The organism is Enterobacter cloacae complex sp., from assembly GCF_900322725.1.
GTDB lineage: Bacteria > Pseudomonadota > Gammaproteobacteria > Enterobacterales > Enterobacteriaceae > Enterobacter > Enterobacter quasihormaechei.
On the sequence record NZ_LT991957.1, the window covers coordinates 506,432 to 528,722 of the forward strand.

Here is a 22,291-nt window from a genome sequence, read left to right on the forward strand (position 1 = left end):
GGGTAAGGCGTCGCCGCCACCCGACATAACTACAGCTTAAGAATATCTTTCACAAACGGAATGGTCAGCTTGCGCTGGGCGGTAATGGACGCGCGATCGAGCTGATCGAGCGTGTCAAAGAGCGTACGCATCTCGCGATCCAGCCGCTTCAGCAGGAAACGGCCCACGTCTTCCGGCAGTTCGAAGCCGCGCAGTCTTGCCCGCAGCTGAAGCGCCTGGAGTTTGTCCTCATCCGACAGCGGTTGCAGCTTGTAGATTTGCCCCCAGTCCAGACGAGACGCCAGATCCGGCAGCCCAAGATTAAGCTGACGCGGTGGACGATCGCCGGTGATCAGCAGCCGGGTTTTGCCCGACTCCAGAATGCGGTTATAGAGGTTAAAGATTGCCATTTCCCACGGCTCATCCCCCGCCACGCATTCAATATTATCGATGCAGACCAGGGAGAGATGTTCCATGCCCTCAAGCACTTCAGGCACAAACCAGGTACGTTTATCCAGCGGCACGTAGCCGACCGCATCGCCGCGCGCCGAAAGCTCGGCACAGGCCGCATGCAGCAGGTGGCTGCGCCCCGCGCCTTCGCGTGACCAGATATAGATGTATCCGCTGTGTTCCTGGCGCAGCACGTTTTGCAGTGCAGCCAGTAAAGAGGGGTTATCACCCGGCCAGAAACTCGCGAAAGTTTCATCGTCAGGGAGATAAAGTGGCAGAGAGAGCTGTGCCGGTCCGTTCAGAAATACCTCAACCAGAGATCTTACATAAAATCGGAATGGAGTTTAACACGGAACCTGCAAGGAGAGAACCGGGCGATCCGTCGCCCGGCATGACGATCAATGAGGCGCTTTTTCGCTTTCGTCCGCGTCCAGGACCACCTCTTCCGGGCGGATCACCGAGATCAGCTTGAAAATCAGGCTGAGGCCGACGCCCACGATGGTCGCCAGCGCCATACCCTTCAGCTCCGCTGCGCCGATGTGCACCTTCGCACCGCTCACCCCGATAATCAGGATAACGGAGGTCAGGATCAGGTTCTGCGCTTTGCTGTAATCCACTTTGGATTCAATCAGCACGCGAATACCGGAGGCACCGATCACCCCGTACAGCAGCAGCGAGACGCCGCCCATCACCGGCACCGGGATAATCTGGATCGCTGCCGCCAGTTTACCGACGCAGGAGAGCAGAATGGCGATGATCGCCGCGCCGCCAATAACCCAGGTGCTGTAGACGCGGGTGATCGCCATTACGCCGATGTTCTCGCCGTAGGTGGTGTTTGGCGTGGAGCCGAAGAAGCCGGAGATGATGGTGGAGAAACCGTTGGCAAACATGGAGCGATGCAGGCCCGGGTCGCGGATCAGGTCGCGCTTCACGATGTTCGCCGTCACCACCAGGTGGCCGACGTGCTCGGCAATTACCACCAGCGCGGCAGGCAGAATGGTGAAGATTGCAAACCATTCGAAGCGTGGGGTGTAGAAGGTTGGCAGCGCGAACCAGTGCGCCTCGGAAATCGGCGTAGTATCCACAACGCCCATCACGAAGGAGAGCGCGTAGCCCGCCAGCACGCCGATCAGGATCGGGATAATCGCCATAAAGCCGCGGAACAGCACGGAGCCGAACACCGTCACGCCCAGCGTCACCAGCGAGATAATAATGGTTTTAGAATCCGGTGACTGACCATCCGCCGGCAGCAGGCCGGCCATGTTCGCCGCCACGCCAGCAAGCTCCAGGCCGATGACGGCAACGATAGCGCCCATCGCCGCAGGCGGGAACATCACGTCCAGCCAGCCGGTGCCTGCTTTCTTCACGATGAAGGAGACCAGGCAGAACAGGACGCCGCACATGATAAAGCCGCCCAGCGCGACCTCATAACCCAGCGGCAACAGCAGCAGTACCGGAGAAATAAAGGCGAAGCTCGACCCGAGATAGGCCGGAATTTTGCCTTTACAGATAAAGAGGTAAAGCAGCGTACCGACGCCGTTGAACAGCAGCACGGTAGCCGGGTTAATGTGAAACAGGATTGGCACCAGCACGGTTGCGCCAAACATGGCGAACAGGTGCTGCAAACTAAGCGGGATTGTCTGTAAAAGCGGCGGTCTTTCACTCACCCCGATAGCACGGCGCGTCATAGTGTTTTCCTCTGAGTGTTATTGTTGGTTTTTATTCAAAAAAAAGCCGACTATCAAAGTCGGCTTCTTTATCGTTATTCGATTATTTAGTACCAAAAATCTTATCGCCGGCATCGCCAAGTCCCGGGATGATGTACCCGTGCTCGTTCAGTCCCTGGTCGACAGACGCGGTATACAGTTCAACGTCCGGGTGCGCTTTTTCCAGCGCCGCAATACCTTCCGGCGCTGCAACCAGGACCAGCACCTTAATGCTGCTGCATCCGGCTTTTTTCAGCAGGTCGATGGTGGCGATCATCGAACCACCGGTCGCCAGCATCGGGTCAACCACCAGCGCCATACGCTCGTCGATGTTAGAGACCAGCTTCTGGAAGTACGGGACCGGCTCAAGGGTCTCTTCGTCACGGTAGATACCCACCACGCTGATACGCGCGCTTGGCACGTGCTCCAGTACGCCTTCCATCATGCCCAGACCCGCACGCAGGATTGGCACCACGGTAATTTTTTTACCTTTGATCTGCTCAACCTGTACCGGACCGTTCCAGCCTTCGATGGTCACTTTTTCCGTTTCCAGATCGGAGGTTGCTTCGTAGGTCAGCAGGCTGCCCACTTCAGAAGCCAGTTCGCGAAAACGCTTCGTGCTGATGTCATGCTCACGCATCAGGCCCAACTTGTGTTTAACGAGTGGGTGTTTCACTTCCACAATCTTCATTCTCTTTCTCCTCTGAGGTGGCATCCGCAAAAAAATCGCGGGATTATACCGCTTTTTTCCGATTGCGCCATACCCAACTTGCTTGACGTATATCAATCAAAAACAAAAAAGCCGGAGGCAGGGCTCCGGCTTGGGTGCGGGATCTTGCCCGGTGGCGCTGCGCTTACGCGGGCCTACGTGTATTGTAGGTCGGGTAAGCGTGAGCGCCACCCGACAATTAGAGGTTATCGCCGTTGCTGGCAATCACCTGCTTATACCAGTCGAACGACTTCTTCTTGCTGCGGTTCAGCGTGCCGTTCCCTTCGTTATCTTTATCGACAAAGATAAAGCCGTAGCGTTTTTTCATTTCACCCGTTCCGGCAGAGACCAGGTCGATACAGCCCCACGGGGTATAGCCCATCAGATCCACGCCATCTTCCACCACCGCTTTTTTCATCTCGCGGATGTGTGCAGACAGATAATCAATGCGGTACTGGTCGTTTACCGTGCCGTCGCTCTCCTGCACGTCGATCGCGCCAAAGCCGTTTTCAACAATGAACAGCGGGAGCTGATAGTGATCCCAGAACCAGTTCAGAGAGTAGCGCAGCCCGACAGGGTCAATCTGCCAGCCCCAGTCGGATTTCTGCACGTACGGGTTAGAGACCAGACTCTTGCTCTCGTCGTAATCCAGCGCCGGGTTATCTGCCGTCGCTTTGGTGGCGAAAGACATGTAGTAGCTGAACCCGATGTAATCCACGCAGCCCTGCGTCAGCGCGGCCTTATCTTCTTCGGTGATATCCAGCGCGAAGCCGCGACGTTCAAAGTAGTTGAGCAGATGCTGCGGATACTTGCCGCGCACGTGCACGTCGGTGAACCAGTAGCGGCGATGCATGGCGTTCATCGCCATCATCATGTCGTCCGGCGCGCAGGTCAGCGGGTAGATGGGACACATGGCAATCATGCAGCCGATTTGCAGCGACGGGTTGATCTCGCGGCCCGCCTTCACCGCCAGGGCGCTGGCCACCAGCTCATAGTGCGCCGCCTGGAACATGACCGGCTCGCGGTCTTCACCCGGCGCATATTTCAGCCCGGAGTTGGTGAACGGCGCAAAGTCTTCGTGGAAGTTTGCCTGGTTGTTGATCTCGTTAAAGGTCATCCAGTACTTCACCTTGTGCTGGTAACGCTCAAAAACGACCTTCGCGAAGCGCACGAAGAAGTCGATCAGCTTACGGTTGCGCCAGCCGCCGTATTCCGTTACCAGGTGGAAAGGCATCTCGAAGTGGGAAAGCGTGATAACCGGTTCGATGCCGTACTTCAGGCACTCGTCAAACAGGTCATCGTAGAATTTGAGTCCTGCTTCGTTCGGCTCCAGCTCGTCGCCTTTCGGGAAGATACGCGTCCAGGCGATGGAGGTGCGGAAGCATTTGAACCCCATCTCGGCAAAGAGTTTGATGTCTTCTTTATAACGGTGGTAGAAATCGATGGCTTCGTGGTTTGGGTAATTTTTCCCCTCCAGCACGCCGTTGGTGATTTCACGCGGCACGCCGTGGGCGCCCGCGGTCATGACGTCGGCAACGCTTACCCCCTTGCCGCCCTCTTTCCAGCCGCCTTCAAGCTGGTGCGCCGCAACGGCTCCACCCCACAGAAAACCTGCTTTAAATCCAGACATTTGCTTTCCCTCATTCTGCGTTATTTTCTGCAAAAACAGTTACAGAAACCGGTTTCAGTTTGATGATGTGCAAAGGGGAAAGCCGTTGCAAGCAGATCGCAGAAACCGGTTTCATTTTCGTGAACAGAGTCAAGTTTGTCGCCCTTTACAGGCCTTTGAGAAAAAAAGATCTTCGCGCCGAGAATAGGCTCGCAAACGTTTGCCTGGACTGTTAGAATTGCGCCGATTTTTCTTACTAGCTATGCAATCGCGTGGGGACTTGAGCCGTGACCAACAAAACTTCTCTCAGCTACAAAGATGCCGGTGTTGATATTGACGCAGGTAATGCGCTGGTTGACCGAATCAAAGGTGTGGTGAAAAAAACCCGCCGCCCGGAAGTGATGGGTGGCCTGGGTGGATTCGGCGCACTGTGCGCGCTGCCGCAAAAATATCGTGAACCTGTGCTGGTCTCGGGTACGGATGGTGTAGGGACAAAACTGCGTCTGGCGATGGATCTTAAGCGACACGATACGATCGGTATCGATCTGGTGGCGATGTGCGTCAACGACCTGGTGGTACAGGGCGCTGAGCCGCTGTTCTTCCTGGATTACTACGCGACCGGCAAGCTGGACGTGGACACCGCAGCCAGCGTCATTAACGGCATCGCCGAAGGCTGTCTGCAATCCGGCTGTGCGCTGGTCGGCGGTGAAACCGCTGAAATGCCCGGCATGTATCACGGTGAAGATTATGACGTCGCAGGCTTCTGCGTTGGCGTGGTAGAAAAATCAGAAATTATCGACGGCAGCAAAGTGGCTGACGGCGATGTGCTGGTTGCGCTGGCCTCCAGCGGCCCGCACTCTAACGGCTACTCTCTGGTACGTAAAATCCTCGAAGTGAGCGGTTGCGACCCGCTGACCACCGAGCTGGACGGCAAACCGCTGGCCGATCACCTGCTGGCCCCGACCCGCATCTACGTGAAAAACGTACTGGCGCTGATTGAGAACGTCGACGTTCACGCTATCGCTCACCTGACCGGCGGCGGCTTCTGGGAAAATATTCCGCGCGTGCTGCCGGACAATACCCAGGCGGTAATCGACGCCTCCTCATGGCAGTGGCCGTCCGTCTTCAACTGGCTGCAAACCGCCGGCAACGTGAGCTCGCACGAAATGTACCGCACCTTTAACTGCGGCGTGGGCATGGTTATCGCCCTGCCGGCAAGCGAAGCGGATAAAGCGGTTAAGCTGCTGACAGAAAAAGGTGAAAACGCGTGGAAAATCGGTACGATTAAAGCGTCCGATTCCGAACAGCGTGTGGTCATTGAATGAAAAACATCGTGGTGCTTATTTCCGGCAACGGAAGCAATTTGCAGGCAATCATAGATGCCTGCAAACAGAAGAAAATCAATGGCACCATTCGGGCAGTATTCAGCAACAAGGCCGATGCATTCGGCCTTGAGCGCGCGCGGGAAGCCAATATCCCCGCGCACGCGCTGGAAGCCAGTCAGTTCGCGGGCCGTGAAGCGTTTGACCGCGAACTGGTGCAGGAAATTGACGCCTACGCACCCGACGTCGTGGTGCTGGCAGGCTACATGCGCATCCTGAGTCAGGCTTTTGTTGAACACTACGCCGGTCGGCTGCTCAATATTCACCCTTCCCTGCTGCCAAAATATCCCGGCCTGCACACCCATCGTCAGGTGCTGGAGAACGGCGATGAGGAGCACGGTACCTCCGTGCATTTCGTCACCGACGAGCTGGACGGCGGTCCGGTGATTTTGCAGGCGAAAGTACCGGTCTTTGACGGCGACAATGAAGACGACGTGACCGAACGCGTACAGACGCAGGAGCACGCCATTTATCCCCTGGTGGTAAGCTGGTTTGTCGATGGACGCCTGGAGATGCGCAACGGCGCAGCCTGGCTGGACGGCGTGAAGTTGCCCCCGCAGGGTTATGCGGCCGAAGAGTAGTCTGTTTGAATTGCCCGGCGGCGCTTCGCTTTCACGGGCCTACGCTCCCGTAGGTCGTGGTAAGCGCAGCGCCACCCGATCCCCCTCCCCCAACCCTCTAAAATCCCCAACAAAAAAAATAACTGTCATACTTTTCTGGCACTGTTGGACATATCGTGGAAATGCTCGCCATAATAAGGACGAGACGGATTTACCACGTCCTGTGATTGAACTGGAGTGTGAGCTGTAATGGGTCAGGAAAAGTTATACATTGAGAAAGAGCTAAGCTGGTTAGCATTCAACGAACGTGTACTTCAGGAAGCGGCCGATAAAAGCAACCCGCTGATTGAGCGCATGCGTTTTTTAGGCATCTATTCCAACAATCTGGATGAGTTCTATAAGGTTCGCTTTGCCGAACTGAAGCGCCGAATCATCATCAGTGAAGAACAGGGCTTAAACTCCCACTCGCGGCATCTGCTTGGAAAAATCCAGTCTCGCGTCATGAAAGCCGATCAGGAATTTGATGGCCTCTATAACGAGCTGCTGCTGGAAATGGCACGCAATCAAATCTTCCTGATCAACGAACGTCAGCTCTCCGCGAATCAGCAAAACTGGCTTCGCCACTATTTCAAACATTATTTGCGCCAGCACATCACCCCGATTTTGATCAACCGTGAAACCGATCTGGTGCAGTTCCTGAAAGATGATTACACCTATCTGGCAGTGGAAATCATTCGCGGTGAGACCATCAACTATGCGCTGCTGGAAATTCCGTCCGATAAGGTTCCGCGCTTTGTGAACCTGCCGCCGGAAACGCCGCGTCGACGTAAACCAATGATTCTGCTGGATAACATCCTGCGTTACTGCCTTGACGATATCTTCAAGGGCTTCTTCGATTACGACGCGCTAAACGCCTACTCAATGAAGATGACCCGTGACGCTGAGTACGATCTGGTGCACGAGATGGAAGCCAGCCTGATGGAGCTGATGTCCTCCAGCCTCAAGCAGCGCCTGACCGCAGAGCCGGTGCGTTTTGTTTATCAGCGCGATATGCCGGACGCGATGGTGGAAATGCTGCGCGATAAGCTGACCATCTCCCGCTACGATTCCATTATCCCCGGCGGGCGTTACCACAACTTTAAAGATTTCATCGGCTTCCCGAACGTGGGCAAAGCCAACCTGGTGAACAAGCCGTTGCCGCGCCTGCGCCATATCTGGTTCGATAAGTTCCGTAACGGGTTCGACGCCATCCGCGAGCGCGATGTGCTGCTCTACTATCCGTATCACACCTTTGAACACGTGCTGGAGCTGCTGCGTCAGGCCTCGTTCGATCCGAACGTGCTGGCGATTAAAATCAACATCTATCGCGTGGCGAAAGATTCCCGCATCATCGACGCGATGATCCACGCGGCGCACAACGGCAAGAAAGTGACCGTGGTGGTTGAGCTACAGGCACGCTTCGACGAAGAGGCCAACATCCACTGGGCGCGCCGACTGACGGAAGCGGGCGTGCACGTCATCTTCTCCGCGCCGGGACTGAAAATTCACGCCAAGCTGTTCCTGATTTCCCGTAAAGAAGGCGACGACGTGGTGCGTTATGCCCATATCGGCACCGGTAACTTCAACGAGAAAACCGCGCGTATTTACACCGACTACTCGCTGCTGACGGCCGATGCGCGCATTACCAACGAAGTGCGTCGGGTGTTTAACTTCATTGAGAACCCGTACCGCCCAGTTAGCTTCGACTACCTGCTGGTGTCCCCGCAGAACTCGCGCCGCCTGCTGTACGATATGATCGACAAAGAGATTGCCAACGCGCAGAACGGGTTGTCGTCCGGCATCACGCTTAAGCTCAACAACCTGGTGGACAAAGGCCTGGTGGACCGCCTGTACGCGGCCTCCAGCTCCGGCGTGCCGGTTAATCTGCTCATTCGCGGCATGTGCTCGCTCATCCCCGAACTGGAAGGCATCAGCGACAACATTCGCGTGATCAGCATTGTGGATCGCTATCTTGAACACGATCGCGTCTATATTTTCGATAATGCCGGTGATAAGCGCGTATATCTCTCTTCCGCCGACTGGATGACGCGTAATATTGATTACCGTATTGAAGTGGCGGCGCCGCTGCTGGATCCCCGCCTTAAGCAGCGTATTCTGGACATTATCGAGATCCTGTTCAGCGATACGGTGAAAGCACGTTATATCGACAAAGAACTCAGTAATCGCTATGTACCGCGCGGCAATCGCCGAAAAGTCCGGTCGCAGCTGGCGATTTACGATTACATCAAATCACTTGAGCAACCCGATTAACCTATGCCAATAAACGATAATACCCCCCGCCCGCAGGAGTTCGCTGCGGTCGATCTTGGCTCAAACAGTTTCCATATGGTCATCGCCCGCGAGGTGGATGGCGCGATGCAGATCATCGGTCGCCTGAAACAGCGCGTGCATCTGGCCGATGGTCTTGATGCGCGTAACATGCTGAGCGAAGAGGCAATGGAGCGCGGGCTAAACTGCCTGTCGCTGTTCGCAGAACGTCTGCAAGGCTTTTCGCCCTCCAGCGTCTGCATCGTCGGGACGCATACGCTACGCCAGGCGCTGAACGCGCCGGAGTTTCTGAAGCGCGCGGAAAAGGTCATCCCCTACCCGATTGAGATCATCTCCGGTAACGAAGAAGCACGCCTGATTTTTATGGGCGTGGAGCATACCCAACCGGAAAAAGGCCGCAAGCTGGTGATTGATATCGGCGGCGGCTCAACTGAACTGGTGATTGGCGAAGACTTCGAGCCGCGCCTGGTGGAAAGCCGCCGTATGGGCTGCGTCAGCTTCGCGCAGATGTATTTCCCGGGCGGCGTAATCACCCGCGAAAACTTCCAGCGCGCGCGCATGGCCGCCGTGCAAAAACTGGAAAACCTGGCCTGGCAGTACCGTATTCAGGGCTGGAACGTGGCGCTCGGGGCATCGGGTTCGATTAAAGCCGCCCACGAAGTGCTGCTGGCGATGGGTGAAAAAGACGGGTTTATTACGCCTGAGCGCCTGGTAAAACTCACCGAAGAGGTGCTTAAGCATAAGAGCTTCGACGCCCTGAGTCTGCCGGGCCTGTCCGACGAACGTAAAGCGGTGTTCGTCCCGGGGCTGGCGATCCTGTGCGGCGTGTTTGACGCGCTGGCGATCAAAGAGCTGCGCCTCTCTGACGGCGCCCTGCGCGAAGGCGTGCTGTATGAGATGGAGGGCCGCTTCCGTCATCAGGATATTCGCAGCCGCACCGCACAGAGCCTGGCGAACCAGTACAACATCGACCGCGAGCAGGCGAAACGGGTTCTGGAAACCACGGTTCAGATGTACGAGCAGTGGGAGGAGCAGAATCCGAAGCTGGCGCACCCGCAGCTCGCCGCGCTGTTAAAATGGGCCGCGATGCTGCACGAGGTGGGGCTGAACATCAACCACAGCGGGATGCATCGTCATTCAGCCTATATTCTGCAAAACAGCGATCTGCCTGGCTTCAACCAGGAGCAGCAAACCATGATGGCGACGCTGGTGCGCTATCACCGCAAAGCCATTAAGCTCGACGATCTGCCGCGCTTTACGCTGTTCAAGAAAAAGCAGTTCCTGCCGCTGATTCAGCTGTTGCGCCTTGGCGTGCTGCTTAATAACCAGCGTCAGGCAACCACCACGCCGCCGACGCTGAAGCTGAAAACGGACGACCACCACTGGACGCTGAGCTTCCCGCACGACTGGTTCAGCCAGAACGCGCTGGTTCTGCTGGATCTGGAAAAAGAGCAGCAGTACTGGGAAGCGGTCACCGGCTGGCTGTTGAAGATTGAAGAAGAGAGCTCAGAGGCAGCCGCGTAACGGCTCAGGTGCTTTCCTGAGGAGGCTGCGTTTCGAGCAGTGTTTCAAGCTCCACCGGCAGCCCAATCAGATAGCCCTGCACATAATCGATACCTAGCGCGTGTACCGCGCTACGTATCTCTTCTGTTTCCACGTATTCCGCCACCACCAGCATTTTCTTCATCCGGGCCAGATGGCAAATGGAGGCCACAATCTGGTAATCCAGACTGTTGCTGACAATATTACGAATAAAGCCGCCGTCGATTTTGAGGATGTCGGCATCCACGCTTTTTAACCGCGCGTAGCTGGCGTAGCCGGTGCCAAAATCATCAATGGCGATCCGTATCCCCATTTTTTGTAATTTCCTGAGGTTGGTTTCCGCCCGATCCGCATGACCAAAGGCGCTGCTTTCGGTCACCTCAAAAATCAGCTGCCACGCTTCAACGGCATATTTGGCTAACAGGCGGCTCACCTCAAGCGGGAACTGAGCCCGGTAGACGGTAGACGGCGCAAGGTTGATCGCAAAGCGTTGGCCCGGCAGACGCTGACGGTGCTGCGCCAGGAAACTCAACGTACGCTCGAGTACCCATAAATCCACACGCGACGATAAGCCAAACTCCTGTGCTATGGGCAGGAACTGCTCGGGAAAGATCAGCGCACCGTTATCGTCGCGCATCCGCAGCAACACCTCGTGGTAACGATCGCCGCGCAGCCCGCGAACCGGCTGAACCAGCAGGGTAAAGGCATCCTGCTCCAGCGCGGCCTGCAAACGACTCATCATCGCCACCTTATCTTTCAGGCTACGCTGCAAGTGAACGGCCCCGCGCTGCTGAAGATTTTCCGGGTGGTTGGTGGAGAGGGAGAGGTCGGCCACGATGCCCAGTTCTCCCAGCACCAGATAGAGATGATTGACGGGAGAACGTACATAGCAGTAGCTCACGCCGACCTGAGGCTGTACCGGCATACCATCCCAGATAAAAACGAACTGCTTGATATGCTCGTCCAGCGTCTCAATACGCTGCTGATGCGACTCCGCATCCAGACGCACCGCCATGTCATACCCGGTGAGGTGATAGACGCGCTCATTTGGCTGAAGGGTGCCATTTATCCATTGCGCCAGCTGCTGTTTATACTGGATGCGCAGCAGTACGCCGTAATTACGCCCCAGCACTTCCAGCTCGGGCACGCGCAGTAAGCAGAGCGCCGACCAGGGGTTACTGGCCAGCTCGCGCGACAGCGCCCGCAGATTCGGCATATGCACAACCGGATCGAGAAACGCCTGTCTGCGGGAACGAATATTAATGGCGCGCTGGCGTGTCGCCAGCATCGACATGTAGATGACGATAAATGAAAAGACCAGATAGCTGGAGGAGGTAATCGCCAGCTGAATGTCATAGCCCTGATGCTGCGGAATATAGTGATAATAATAGTGAATCGACACCAGCAGGACCGGCGTCCAGATAATCGACATCAGCTTGTAACCGAAGCGCATCGCGCCCCAGAGCATTACGGGCATCAGCAGAGACAAGGTATAGTTTGTACTGAAAATAGAGCTGTTGATGTTCATGGGCAGCAGCAGCATGCCCAGCAGCCCGCCCAGCGCTAAAAACCACGCCACAAACTCTACGACGGTAACCTTTTTGTCTATTTGCACGCGAATCTGGGATATCAGCCCTTTGACGTAGCGCGGATGGCGAATCAGACGGATCAGCAAATAGCTGAGCGGCACGCCCGTCAGCCCGCTCACCAGCAGCGCCTGATAGTTAATGAGCGTGCGGATGTTGAAAGGATTTAACCCTGCCAGGCTCTGGCGGCTTTCGTACACGCCGAGATACACCGCAAACTGAAACAGTATCAAAAAGAGCGTTGCGGGGCAGAAAACCTGCCAGAAAATACGCTGTCCCATCAGGCGCACGTCGCCGTACGCGGTCATATTGCGTCGGGGCGCAAACACGCGATAACCACTCCAGCTGAGCACCAGGGGAACGATAAAATGCAGAATGCCGGCCACGGTTTCATACAGGCCAACAGAAGGGTAATAGCGTAAAAACAGCGACACCACGATGCCGGGGAGCGCCTCCATGCCGAAGAACAGCATCAGCGTCAGCAGAAAAGAGAGCGGTAAATAATAGAGCGCAACGATACCCTCGCCCAGCTGCGTTAAGGTATTTGCCACGCTCAGCACCGGGAGTAACACCACGGGTAAAATAAGAGGAAGTGCCCACCAGCGGTCTTTATTTTGCTTCAGGATGTGCTGAATATTCATAGATGCTCGTTTACAACCCTTGCGCTCCAGAGGGTAAGTGAAGACAGGCATCCAACCTGACGTATAAGTTGCCTGGAAAATTCCTGGCAAGCAGTGGAGGAAGGATTTTAAATACCAAAGGCGGGATTCCGTTGACCTAAATCAAATTAAATTATCTGAATAAATCTTTCTTACGTTTTTTTTGAATATTTTTCCTGTAATTATCAAGGCGATAAATAAATGCGTTGTTTTTAATAACATAAATTAATGTAAGCATTGACGGTATTTTACATTCTGGCGAATTGACCCTGACTTGCGGCTGTGCCTTAATAGCCGCATCGCCCAAAAGGGTATACTCAGGAAAATAAAGTGAGTCAGGCTACGCGTATGCGAAAACGACATCGATTCAACACCCGGATGACCCGCATCATACTGCTCATCAGCTTCATGTTTTTCTTTGGCCGCTTTGTTTATTCCTCCATCGGCGCCTGGTATCACCATCAGGACAAAATTCAGTCGCAGCAGTCAGGTCTTGTGGTAGATACGCCCGAGCGCTAACGCTTGTTCGTTCCCGGCAGACAAACTGTATCGCACTGTATCCCGAGCGCCAGGCTGACAAACTGGTACAAAAAGCCCGCAAAAGCAAACATCCCCGATACATAAAAATGGTCTTCTGTATCCCTCGCCATAATAAACTGATGAGGAGAGACACAGATGATTCGCCGATATTTCCTGCTTCCTGTATTTGCGCTGACGTCATTTGCTGGCGCACGGAGCGTTTGCCGACGGCAGCAGCTGAAGCGAGTATGTGGTCAGCAAAAAGCCCCCTCCCCCTCGCTTAACCATCAGAAGCTATATGCCACCTTCAGGCTTCCCGTAGGGGACGTTTTTCGCTGAACAATTGGGCTATCGCCTGCATCACCCGTCAACTGCGTAACGCCAGCTGCGGCAAGCAGGCTCCAGCGAGAGGTGAGCTTATGGGTCCAGTCCAGGTTCAGCGAATACGCATATATTCCGGAACTGGCTTCATGTCGGGCAAATCCCGACGCGGCCGACTGGTCGGCGCTGACGCCGTAGTACGTTTGCATGTACTTGCTGGAACCCCAACTGCCGGTCAGCGCCAGCGTTACCGTATTTTTTGGAGATGTATAAAGCGGGCTGGCAATGCCGAAATGCACAGCTTCCCCGTTGTCTCTCTCCGAAACCGGAACCTCAGCCTGCATCTGCACGTTAAGCCAGTCGGTCACCTTGTATTCCAGCCCGGGCACAACGATAGCTGAGCCTTTAACGTCACTCATTCCCCGCAGGTAGTCGCTGCCGGAGGCGATCGAATCGCTGCTTACATCGCGATCCTTACGTCCTGCGCGATAGCTCAGCGCAGCGTTGTAGTTCAGGTTGCCAAAGCTGTTGCCGTAGCCGATCCCCCGCGTGGTGCTGACAAAGAAACCATTCGCCATAGCGTAATCAACCACCTGAGCCGCCGTGACGCGGCTCTTATCCGAACCGGAATAGCGTGGCGCAACGTCGACGCCGCCCCCCAGGGTTAATACATTACCCTGAGGCTGATCAGCCGCCAGCGCCGGGGCGGCCAGTAACGCCAGGACGGCCCCCGGCAGGATGCTTTTCATGCTGCGACCGATGCGTGAACGGGGGAAACTATGACGCAGTTTGATGTTTCTCATTAAAGAAGCCCTTTTGATTCAGATAATTACGATACAAGCGGTGTTAAACGCCAGAACGAACATTCTGAATACCCACCCTGAGGTTCTAATGAGCCGTAAATGAAGAAATGCTGAAGCACGTGAACGTGCTGTAAACACTGAATAATTCCTGTTACCGTTTTTTCTTCAGTTGTTCTTCATTCTCTGTTGATACAGTGACCAATGTGAAAATTCTCCTCATTGAAGACGACCTGGATCTCGGCAATGGCGTACGTATCGCCCTTGCAGATCAGGGATTTGATGTTATATGGGTACGCCGCAAAGAGGATGCGCTGCATCAGCTTGCGCTCTGCGTGCCGGAACTTATTTTGCTCGACCTGGGGCTGCCCGATGGCGATGGCATGAGCCTGATGACGCGCGTGCGTCAACAGCTTAAGGGCGTCCCCGTCATCATCCTGACGGCGCGGGGCACGCTACAGGACCGCCTGTGCGGGCTGGATGCAGGTGCAGACGACTATCTGGTCAAACCTTTTGTTCTCGCCGAGCTGCTGGCGCGCGTACGGGCCCTTGCGCGGCGTAGCTATGGCTTTGAAAATGAAGCAATAGAAATTCGCGGTTTATCGCTTCATGTGCCGACGCGCCGCGTGACTGTAAGCGCACGTCACGTTGAGCTGACGGCCAGTGAATATGCGCTGCTTGAAACCTTAATGCTGCGTGCCGACCGCGTGCTTACGCGGCGGTATCTGGAAGAAAGAATATTCGGCACAAAAGAAAACCTCAGCAACGCGCTCGACGTGCATATGGGAAACCTCCGGCGAAAGATTGGCGAGGGCTTTGTGCGAACGGTGCGCGGCGTTGGGTACGTCATTGATACCGTACCGGTTCAGAAGGCGGCAGGCTGATGCGTAAATTTTGGTATCACCTCAGGCTCCCTACGCTGGTCAGGCGAATGATGGTCGCCCAGATGCTGCTGCTTACGCTGCTGTGGTGTCTTTTTTTAACCTTCATTTTGCTTGAGGACCTGCGCAGCCCGCCGATCCTCACGGGCAGTGAGACTTACGAAACCGTTTTTTCCCTTGTCGAGAGCATGGACGATCGCCCGCAGGCGCGTGATGTTGTGCTGGCAGCGTTCAGCAAGGCGCTGCGGGAGGGATATGGCGGCGGCGAAGATCCGGAGCTGTCCATCAACCTCATTGTTCGCAAGCATAATGAGGTTATTTATTCATCGCCTGGCGCGCCAACGGAGGTGAAAAATAGCCATCTGGGGGAAATGCAGCGTGTCGAGACTGAGGACCACGCCTGGACGAGCCGTACGCTCAAATCCGCGCACTCCGACGTGGAGGTCACCCTCTTCACCCCGGCCGGGAGCTGGAATTTCTTTATCTACCTGAACTCGCGCGGCTACTACGTCATGCCGCTGATGATATGCATCCCTTTTCTTCTGTTTCCCGCGTGGCTGTCAATCCGCATCGCGATGCGCCCCTGGAACAGGGTGGTGAATGAAATTTCATTACGTACGCCGGACGATCTCTCTCCTTTAAAGTCCGTCCCGAGGCACAGGGAGCTTCGCCAGACGGTGGACGCGATTAATGACTTTCTCGCCAGGGTGCGGGAAAGCGCCGAAAGGGAGAGAATTTTTATTGCCGATGCCGCACACGAGCTGCGAACGCCTCTGGCCGCGATGCGGATCAACGTCGAGGCGTTGCAGTCCTGGGTCACCAGCGAAAGCCAGCAGGAGCTGCTTGCAGGCATTGTTCGCAGCAATAGCCGTGCTGCTCGTCTCGTCAATCAGCTTCTGCTGATGCAGCACAGCGAAGCGCACATCGACACGGTTATGGAGCCTGTGCCGCTGACAACGCTTATTCAGGAGCGCATGGCTGCCCTGGAGCCGCTGGCGTCGGCGCGCAGTATTGAGCTTGAGTTTTTCGCCGACGATGAAATCCGGGTCGCAGGCATCCGGGAACGGCTGGTGTCACTGATCGACAATTTGATCGAAAATGCCGTGAAGTACAGCCCCGAGGGGGGACGCATAGAGGTGCGGCTACAATCGAGAGAGACATCCGCTCAGCTGCGCGTCTCGGATGCGGGGCCCGGCATTCCGGTTGAACTGCGGGAGCGGGTGTTCGACAGGTTTTTCCGCGATCCCAATCAGATCCAGAGCGGGAGTGGCTTAGGGCTTGCCATCGTCAAAGCCGTTACGCAGCAGCACAACGGCAGGGTCAACCTGAGCACGTCAGCAGAAGGTGGCCTGTTGGTGACCGTTGACTTCCCGACCCCCGCGTTCGCATGAACGGAAACGCGGCGCTCCTCAACGGCTGCGTTATTTTGCGGATGCCGCAGATTGCTTCAATAAGATTACCGTATTTGTTATATTGTTACTTATTGATTATTCACCTCTGCGGTGCCAAAAAGAACAAGATTCACCGCGACCCAGGACAGAAAAATGCTAGATTACCGCTTCCCGACAGCTTTGCAGATGGTTCTCAGCGTAGCGATGGCGGAGCAATCGGGTGAACGTTCGACGAGTGCAATCCTGGCCTACGGCCTGGAGGCGAATCCGAGCTTTATCCGCAAGTTAATGGTTCCGCTCGCTCGCGACGGCATTATCGTCTCCACGCTTGGCCGCAACGGCTCTATTCACCTTGGCCGCCCGGCAGAAGAGATTACCCTGCGTGATATTTACCTCTCCGTCACGGAAGATAAAAAGCTGTGGGCGTCCCGTCCTGACGTCCCGGCCCGCTGCGTGGTCAGCGCCAACGCCTGCTGGTATTTCAAATCCATTGCTGATGAAGCGGAGCAGGCTTCGCTGGAGGTTTTAGCGCGCCATACCGTCGCCAGCGCGCTGGAAGAGGTAAAAAAAGCCGACACCAGCGGGTGCGATCCGGTGCCGGAAATCTGTACGCAGCATAAAAAAACGCCTTAATCCTTTACGGACGGCGAAAAAAAACCGCCTTCACTGTGAAGACGGTTTTTTATTATCTGCTACGTCCTACGCAGGCAGCACCTCTCTTTCCGCTTTGCCGCGCGTCACGAACTTACGCAGCGTGACGTAAAAGACCGGCGTCAGGAACAGACCAAACAGCGTGACGCCCAGCATACCGGAGAACACGGTGATCCCGGTGACGCCGCGCACTTCGGCACCCGCGCCGTGGCCGAGAATGAGAGGGATCGTCCCGGCAATAAAGGCGATTGAGGTCATCACAATCGGACGTAAACGCAGGCGGCACGCTTCCAGCGCGGCTTCCATAATGCCTTTGCCCTGCATTTCCAGCTCGCGGGCAAACTCTACGATAAGAATCGCATTCTTACAGGCCAGTCCCATCAGCACCACCAGACCCACCTGCACGAAGACGTTGTTATCGCCCCCGGTCAGCCAGACGCCAAACAGCGCGGAGAGCATGGTCATCGGCACAATGAGGATCACCGCCAGCGGCAGCGTCCAGCTCTCATACAGCGCCGCCAGCACCAGGAACGCCAGCAGTACCGCGACCGGGAAGACGATCAGCGCCGTGTTGCCCTGCGTAGCCTGCTGGAAGCTCAGGTCCGTCCATTCAATATTCATTCCGTTCGGCAGGATCTGCTTAGACATGGCGTCCAGCTGCGTCATGGCCTGCGCGGACGAGAGCACGCGAGGATCGGCATCGCCAATCAGATCCGCCGCCGGGTAACCATTGTAGCGGATCACCGGGTCCGGCCCGTAGGTGGTGCTGATATTCACCATGCTGCCGATCGGCACCATTTCGCCGAGGTTATTGCGGGTACGTAAATTCGCAATATCTTCCACGCTGTCGCGGAACTGCCCGTCGGCCTGCGCCATCACGCGCCAGGTGCGGCCAAACTGGTTAAAGTCGTTTACGTATGACGAGCCCAGATAGGTTTGCAGCGTACCGAACAGATCGGTGAGCGACACGCCCTGCGCTTTCGCCTTATCCCGGTCGACCTGCACGTCCAGCTGCGGAACGTTAGCCTGATAGGTTGAGATGGGGAAATGCATCCCCGGCGTCTGCATAATTGCGCCGGACATGGTGTTCACCGCATTTTGCAGCGCGCCATAGCCCAGACCTGCGCGATCCTGAATGTACAAGGAATAGCCCGATCCCTGTCCCAGCCCCAGAATCGGCGGCGGCAGAATCGAGAAGCCGAAGCCCTGCTGTATTTGCGCAATTTTCGCGTTGATCTCCGCGTTAATTTCCGCCGCAGAGTGTTTACGCTGGTCGAATGGCTTCAGGCCAAAAAATACCGTCCCGGTGTTCGGCGTATTGGTGAACTGGAGCGCATTCAGGCCAGGAAACGCGACCGCATAATCCACGCCTTCGGTATTCATACCGATTTCGCTCATTTTGCGGATCACCGCATCGGTACGCGCCAGCGACGAGCCTTCCGGCATTTTCACGCCGCCGATCAGGTACAGCTTATCCTGCGTCGGAATAAACCCGCCGGGTACGGCTTTAAACATCACGCCCGCGGCACAAAGCAGCAGCAGATAAACCGCAAACACCGCCCCGCGTCGGCCAAGCGTTTTGCCCACCAGCCCCTGATAGCCGGTTGAGCTGCGGTGGAAAAAGCGGTTAAACGGACGGAAGATCCAGCCAAACAGACGATCGATAAGCCGGGTCGGGAAATCTTTCGGCGCGCCGTGCGGCTTCAACAGCAGCGCGGCCAGCGCTGGCGAGAGCGTCAGCGAGTTGATCGCGGAGATCACCGTTGAAATGGCTATCGTTACCGCAAACTGCTTGTAGAACTGGCCGGTAACGCCAGAGAGGAATGCCATCGGCACAAACACCGCGCACAGCACCAGCGCTATGGCGATAATCGGCCCGGACACTTCCCGCATCGCCTGATGCGCTGCCGCAAGCGGGGCGAGCCCCTCTTCAATATTTCGCTCGACGTTCTCCACCACCACGATGGCATCGTCCACCACGATACCAATCGCCAGCACCAGTCCGAATAAACTCAGGGTATTAAGTGAAAAGCCCAGCAGATAGAGAATACTGAACGTCCCCACGACGGATACCGGCACCGCGATCAGCGGGATGATCGACGCCCGCCAGGTTTGCAGGAACAGGATCACTACCAGTACGACCAGCACCACCGCTTCCAGCAGCGTCTGCACCACCGCGCGGATCGAATCGCGGACGAAAACGGTCGGGTCGTAAGGCGCCGCCCATTTCATATCGTCCGGAAAACGGGTGGAGAGTTCGTCCATTTTCGCACGCACCGCGTTAGACAGATCGATGGCATTTGCCCCGGGAGACTGGAAGATACCAATCCCGACCGCGTCTTTATTGTTGAGCTGCGAACGCAGCGCATAGCTGCCGGAACCCATCTCGATGCGCGCCACGTCGCGCAGGCGGACGACCGTCCCATCCTGCGTTGTTTTCAGGACAATATTGCCAAACTCTTCTTCGGTATGCAGCCGGCCCTGAGCGTTAATGGAGATCAGGAAATCGCTCTCTTTCGGCAGCGGCTCGGCACCAAGCTGCCCGGCGGACACCTGCACGTTCTGCTCCTGCATCGCCGTCACCACGTCTGAGGCCGTCAGCCCGCGCGCCGCCACCTTGTTTGGGTCCAGCCAGACGCGCATCGCGTATTCGCCCGAGCCGAAAATCTGAATCTGCCCCACGCCGGGCAGGCGCGCCAGCTCGTCCTTCACCTTCAGCGTGGCGTAGTTACGCATGTACAATGAATCGTACTTACCGCCTGGCGAAAACAAATGCACTACCAGCGTCAGCGTCGGGGACTGTTTCTGAGTGGTGATGCCCAAACGCCGCACATCTTCCGGCAGACGCGCCTCAGCCTGCGCTACCCGGTTTTGCACCTGAACCTGCGCCTGATCCGGGTCGGTACCTGGACGGAAGGTGACGGTGGTCACCAGCACGCCGTCGGAACCCGCAACGGACTTCATGTACATCATGTTTTCAACGCCGTTGATCGCCTCTTCCAGCGGCGTTGCCACGGTCTCGGCAATCACCTTCGGGTTGGCGCCCGGATACTCCGCGCGTACCTGCACGCTTGGCGGGACGACGTCAGGATATTCGCTCACCGGCAGCAGCGGGATGGCGATTAATCCGGTGATAAAAATCAGAATCGACAGTACGGCGGCAAAAATCGGCCTGTCGATGAAAAAACGGGAAAAGTCCATGGGTTGGATTCTCAGGTAAGGGATCAGTTGAGTGCGGTGCTGGCGGTCATGGAAACGGTTTTCGCGTTAACCGGCATACCCGGCATAAACACTTTTTGTAAACCATCGACGATGACTTTATCCCCAGGATTCAGTCCCTGCTGTACGATGCGTAAACCGTCGGCCAGACGCCCGGGCGTGATATCGCGACGCTGCGCTTTTCCCTCTTTATCAACGACATAAACATATTTACGATCCTGATCGGTCAGCACCGCTTTATCGTCAACAAGCGTGGCTTGAAATTCCGCGCTGCCCGGCAGGCGCACGCGGGCAAAAAGACCCGGCGTGAACTGACGCTGCGCGTTATCTAACAGGGCGCGCATGCGGATCGTTCCTGTACTCGGCGTGAGCTGATTATCAAGAAAATCCACTTTGCCCTGGTGGGGATAACCCTCCTCACCGGTCAGGCCGATCTCCACCGGCAGCGCCGTATGATGACTGGACGCCCCCTGCCCGCTGCGGGCAAGGTTTTGATAGTGAAGGTAGGTTGACTCGTCCACGTCGAAGTAGACGTAAACCGTCTTCTGCGAGACCAGGGTGGTGAGCACGCTGGCGCTGTCGCCGGCGGTGACCAGATTACCGCTGGTGATCAGTGCACGGCTGGCGCGGCCATCGATGGGCGCGGTCACTTTGGTGAAGTCCAGGTTAAGCTGCGCGGCATCAACCGCCGCCTGCGCTGCGCGAATGTCGGCCTGCGCCTGAGTGGCGGCCGAACGACGCTGCTCCCACTCTTCACGGGAAACCACGTTAGTGTTGACCAGTTTATCGGTCCGGTTAGCCTCGCTTCGCGCCAGGCTGGCCTGCGTTTTGGCTCTCGCCAGCGCCGCCTGCGCCTGTTCCAGCGCGGCGCGATAGGTTCGGTCGTCAATCGTGAACAGCACCTCGCCCTTTTTCACCTCCTGGCCGTCGGTGTAATTCACTTTATCAATGTAGCCGGAGACGCGCGGGCGCAGCTGGACGCTTTCCACCGCCTCAATGCGACCGTTAAAGCTGTCCCACTGGCTAATGGATTTCACAACCACGTCAGCGGCGCTGACGGCGGGCGCCTGCGGCGCAGCATTTTGCGCGACGCTGTCATCGCACCCGACCAGCAGCGCGGAGAGTAATATCACCCCCATCGCGCTCAGATGAAAGTTACCCCAGGTTTTTTGCAGGCTCATTATTTTTATTCCGGTTATTGTAGCCGCCGGGCAAGACGCAGCGGGAGGCGCCGCGCCACTTCCTTTGTCCGGGCTGGCTGAAGGCCATTTGTGTCGTTCATCGCCACAAAACTGTAACAGTTGCGAATACACTATCGCGGCGATTGTAGGAAGGCGCTTAATTAAGTGCAAGAATAATTGTTGCACTTTATGTGCTATTTGCGGTGAAGGTGAATAACCTGTTTTTAGAAGGGATTTAAATGTAACAATAATACTTGCAATTAATGCAAAAACGGGCCACCTTTAAATGCAACAAACAAAGATGCTTTTTGATGCGTGGCGTAGGGGGAAGCAAGATGAACACGGGTGCATTCATTCACGATTTACTCGACTGGATCGACAACAACCTTGATAGCCGTCTGGACATTGAAACCGTCTCCAGGCGAGCCGGGTATTCGAAATGGCATCTCCAGCGGATCTTCAAAGAACATACCGGCTCCCCTCTCGCCGAATATATTCGCGCGCAAAAGCTGCAAAAATCGGTTGAGCGCCTGGCCCACAGCGATGAACCGATTCTGAACGTGGCGATCGCGCTCGGCTTTGACTCCCAGCAGTCCTTCAACCGCAGCTTTAAACGTCAGTACGGTCAGGCGCCAGGCGCATGGCGGCGCAGTATCGGCTGCCGTGGATCGCGGCAGATGAGCCAGTAGTTCACGTTCCAGTCGGGTAAAAAAACCCTCTGTTTAAACAGAGGGTTTTAAATACTTTTACCTGTTTATGAGAAAACAGGTTGGGTTACTGGCTTATTCCCACTCAATTATTTACGGCGTGCATAACCA

Annotated in this window: 17 protein-coding genes; 9 read left to right on the forward strand and 8 right to left on the reverse strand. The window is 56.0% G+C overall.

Features of this window, described 5'->3' with window-relative positions; all coding sequences use genetic code 11:
• Positions 1-29: 29 nt before the first annotated feature.
• The 4 genes from DBR02_RS02395 to DBR02_RS02410 all read right to left on the reverse strand — a co-directional run bounded on the left by DBR02_RS02395 (position 30) and on the right by DBR02_RS02410 (position 4,474).
• Positions 30-731 carry a DnaA inactivator Hda gene (locus DBR02_RS02395; RefSeq protein ID WP_211482948.1) on the reverse strand — a complete coding sequence of 234 codons (702 nt, stop codon included), beginning with the start codon at positions 729-731 and terminating at the stop codon, positions 30-32.
• Positions 732-827: 96 nt separating this feature from the next.
• The gene (gene uraA / locus DBR02_RS02400; protein WP_107533478.1) at positions 828-2,117 is read right to left on the reverse strand and encodes a uracil permease; all 1,290 of its coding nucleotides are present in this window, start codon (positions 2,115-2,117) and stop codon (positions 828-830) included.
• A gap of 82 nt (positions 2,118-2,199) precedes the next feature.
• Positions 2,200-2,826, reverse strand: a complete 627-nt coding sequence (gene upp / locus DBR02_RS02405) for a uracil phosphoribosyltransferase (RefSeq protein ID WP_040074548.1) — start codon at positions 2,824-2,826, stop codon at positions 2,200-2,202.
• Between the two features lie 217 nt (positions 2,827-3,043).
• Complete coding sequence (locus DBR02_RS02410; protein ID WP_107533479.1) at positions 3,044-4,474, reverse strand: 6-phospho-beta-glucosidase; 1,431 nt, start codon at positions 4,472-4,474, stop codon at positions 3,044-3,046.
• Between the two features lie 266 nt (positions 4,475-4,740).
• Between DBR02_RS02410 and purM the strand changes: the two genes are divergently transcribed.
• The 4 genes from purM (at position 4,741) to ppx (ending at position 10,247) form a co-directional block, all read left to right on the forward strand.
• Positions 4,741-5,778, forward strand: coding sequence for a phosphoribosylformylglycinamidine cyclo-ligase (gene purM, locus DBR02_RS02415; RefSeq protein WP_063450491.1), 1,038 nt, complete (start codon positions 4,741-4,743; stop codon positions 5,776-5,778).
• The gene (gene purN, locus DBR02_RS02420) at positions 5,775-6,416 is read left to right on the forward strand and encodes a phosphoribosylglycinamide formyltransferase (protein WP_107533480.1); all 642 of its coding nucleotides are present in this window, start codon (positions 5,775-5,777) and stop codon (positions 6,414-6,416) included. The genes purM and purN overlap by 4 nt, the downstream gene beginning before the upstream one ends.
• Positions 6,417-6,644: 228 nt before the next feature.
• Positions 6,645-8,705, forward strand: a complete 2,061-nt coding sequence (gene ppk1 / locus DBR02_RS02425) for a polyphosphate kinase 1 (protein WP_006811494.1) — start codon at positions 6,645-6,647, stop codon at positions 8,703-8,705.
• Between the two features lie 3 nt (positions 8,706-8,708).
• Positions 8,709-10,247, forward strand: coding sequence for an exopolyphosphatase (ppx, locus tag DBR02_RS02430; RefSeq protein ID WP_063868035.1), 1,539 nt, complete (start codon positions 8,709-8,711; stop codon positions 10,245-10,247).
• A gap of 4 nt (positions 10,248-10,251) precedes the next feature.
• On the opposite strand, the gene DBR02_RS02435 is transcribed toward ppx, so the two are convergent.
• Positions 10,252-12,492, reverse strand: coding sequence for an EAL domain-containing protein (locus tag DBR02_RS02435; protein ID WP_107533481.1), 2,241 nt, complete (start codon positions 12,490-12,492; stop codon positions 10,252-10,254).
• A 366-nt stretch (positions 12,493-12,858) separates the two neighbouring features.
• Between DBR02_RS02435 and DBR02_RS02440 the strand changes: the two genes are divergently transcribed.
• Positions 12,859-13,029, forward strand: coding sequence for a YfgG family protein (locus DBR02_RS02440; protein WP_064910267.1), 171 nt, complete (start codon positions 12,859-12,861; stop codon positions 13,027-13,029).
• 287 nt (positions 13,030-13,316) lie between these two features.
• On the opposite strand, the gene DBR02_RS02445 is transcribed toward DBR02_RS02440, so the two are convergent.
• Entirely contained in the window at positions 13,317-14,153 is an 837-nt protein-coding gene (locus tag DBR02_RS02445; protein ID WP_107533482.1) for a MipA/OmpV family protein, read from the reverse strand.
• Positions 14,154-14,356: 203 nt separating this feature from the next.
• Here DBR02_RS02445 and DBR02_RS02450 point away from each other — a divergent pair, with 203 nt between their 5' ends.
• The 3 genes from DBR02_RS02450 to DBR02_RS02460 all read left to right on the forward strand — a co-directional run bounded on the left by DBR02_RS02450 (position 14,357) and on the right by DBR02_RS02460 (position 17,055).
• Positions 14,357-15,034 carry a response regulator gene (locus tag DBR02_RS02450; protein WP_107535611.1) on the forward strand — a complete coding sequence of 226 codons (678 nt, stop codon included), beginning with the start codon at positions 14,357-14,359 and terminating at the stop codon, positions 15,032-15,034.
• Positions 15,034-16,422, forward strand: a complete 1,389-nt coding sequence (locus DBR02_RS02455) for a sensor histidine kinase (protein WP_107533483.1) — start codon at positions 15,034-15,036, stop codon at positions 16,420-16,422. The genes DBR02_RS02450 and DBR02_RS02455 overlap by 1 nt, the downstream gene beginning before the upstream one ends.
• A 153-nt stretch (positions 16,423-16,575) precedes the next feature.
• Positions 16,576-17,055 carry an RrF2 family transcriptional regulator gene (locus tag DBR02_RS02460; protein WP_107533484.1) on the forward strand — a complete coding sequence of 160 codons (480 nt, stop codon included), beginning with the start codon at positions 16,576-16,578 and terminating at the stop codon, positions 17,053-17,055.
• Between the two features lie 66 nt (positions 17,056-17,121).
• On the opposite strand, the gene oqxB is transcribed toward DBR02_RS02460, so the two are convergent.
• Both oqxB and DBR02_RS02470 read right to left on the reverse strand, forming a co-directional pair.
• A complete protein-coding gene (gene oqxB, locus DBR02_RS02465; RefSeq protein WP_063868027.1) occupies positions 17,122-20,274 on the reverse strand; it encodes a multidrug efflux RND transporter permease subunit OqxB in 3,153 nt (1,050 codons plus the stop codon).
• A 23-nt stretch (positions 20,275-20,297) separates the two neighbouring features.
• A complete protein-coding gene (locus DBR02_RS02470; RefSeq protein ID WP_107533485.1) occupies positions 20,298-21,473 on the reverse strand; it encodes an efflux RND transporter periplasmic adaptor subunit in 1,176 nt (391 codons plus the stop codon).
• 335 nt (positions 21,474-21,808) lie between these two features.
• Between DBR02_RS02470 and DBR02_RS02475 the strand changes: the two genes are divergently transcribed.
• Positions 21,809-22,162 carry a helix-turn-helix domain-containing protein gene (locus DBR02_RS02475; RefSeq protein WP_107533486.1) on the forward strand — a complete coding sequence of 118 codons (354 nt, stop codon included), beginning with the start codon at positions 21,809-21,811 and terminating at the stop codon, positions 22,160-22,162.
• Positions 22,163-22,291: the final 129 nt, after the last annotated feature.

Bases quoted from the DNA above. Each gene is read 5' to 3' on its own strand.
- DBR02_RS02440 (WP_064910267.1), top strand. From the start codon at position 12,859: ATGCGAAAACGACATCGATTCAACACCCGGATGACCCGCATCATACTG.
- DBR02_RS02470 (WP_107533485.1), bottom strand. From the start codon at position 21,473: ATGAGCCTGCAAAAAACCTGGGGTAACTTTCATCTGAGCGCGATGGGG.
- DBR02_RS02455 (WP_107533483.1), top strand. From the start codon at position 15,034: ATGCGTAAATTTTGGTATCACCTCAGGCTCCCTACGCTGGTCAGGCGA.
- DBR02_RS02460 (WP_107533484.1), top strand. From the start codon at position 16,576: ATGCTAGATTACCGCTTCCCGACAGCTTTGCAGATGGTTCTCAGCGTA.
- purN (WP_107533480.1), top strand. From the start codon at position 5,775: ATGAAAAACATCGTGGTGCTTATTTCCGGCAACGGAAGCAATTTGCAG.
- upp (WP_040074548.1), bottom strand. From the start codon at position 2,826: ATGAAGATTGTGGAAGTGAAACACCCACTCGTTAAACACAAGTTGGGC.
- oqxB (WP_063868027.1), bottom strand. From the start codon at position 20,274: ATGGACTTTTCCCGTTTTTTCATCGACAGGCCGATTTTTGCCGCCGTA.
- uraA (WP_107533478.1), bottom strand. From the start codon at position 2,117: ATGACGCGCCGTGCTATCGGGGTGAGTGAAAGACCGCCGCTTTTACAG.
- ppk1 (WP_006811494.1), top strand. From the start codon at position 6,645: ATGGGTCAGGAAAAGTTATACATTGAGAAAGAGCTAAGCTGGTTAGCA.
- DBR02_RS02410 (WP_107533479.1), bottom strand. From the start codon at position 4,474: ATGTCTGGATTTAAAGCAGGTTTTCTGTGGGGTGGAGCCGTTGCGGCG.
- DBR02_RS02475 (WP_107533486.1), top strand. From the start codon at position 21,809: ATGAACACGGGTGCATTCATTCACGATTTACTCGACTGGATCGACAAC.
- ppx (WP_063868035.1), top strand. From the start codon at position 8,709: ATGCCAATAAACGATAATACCCCCCGCCCGCAGGAGTTCGCTGCGGTC.
- DBR02_RS02435 (WP_107533481.1), bottom strand. From the start codon at position 12,492: ATGAATATTCAGCACATCCTGAAGCAAAATAAAGACCGCTGGTGGGCA.
- DBR02_RS02445 (WP_107533482.1), bottom strand. From the start codon at position 14,153: ATGAGAAACATCAAACTGCGTCATAGTTTCCCCCGTTCACGCATCGGT.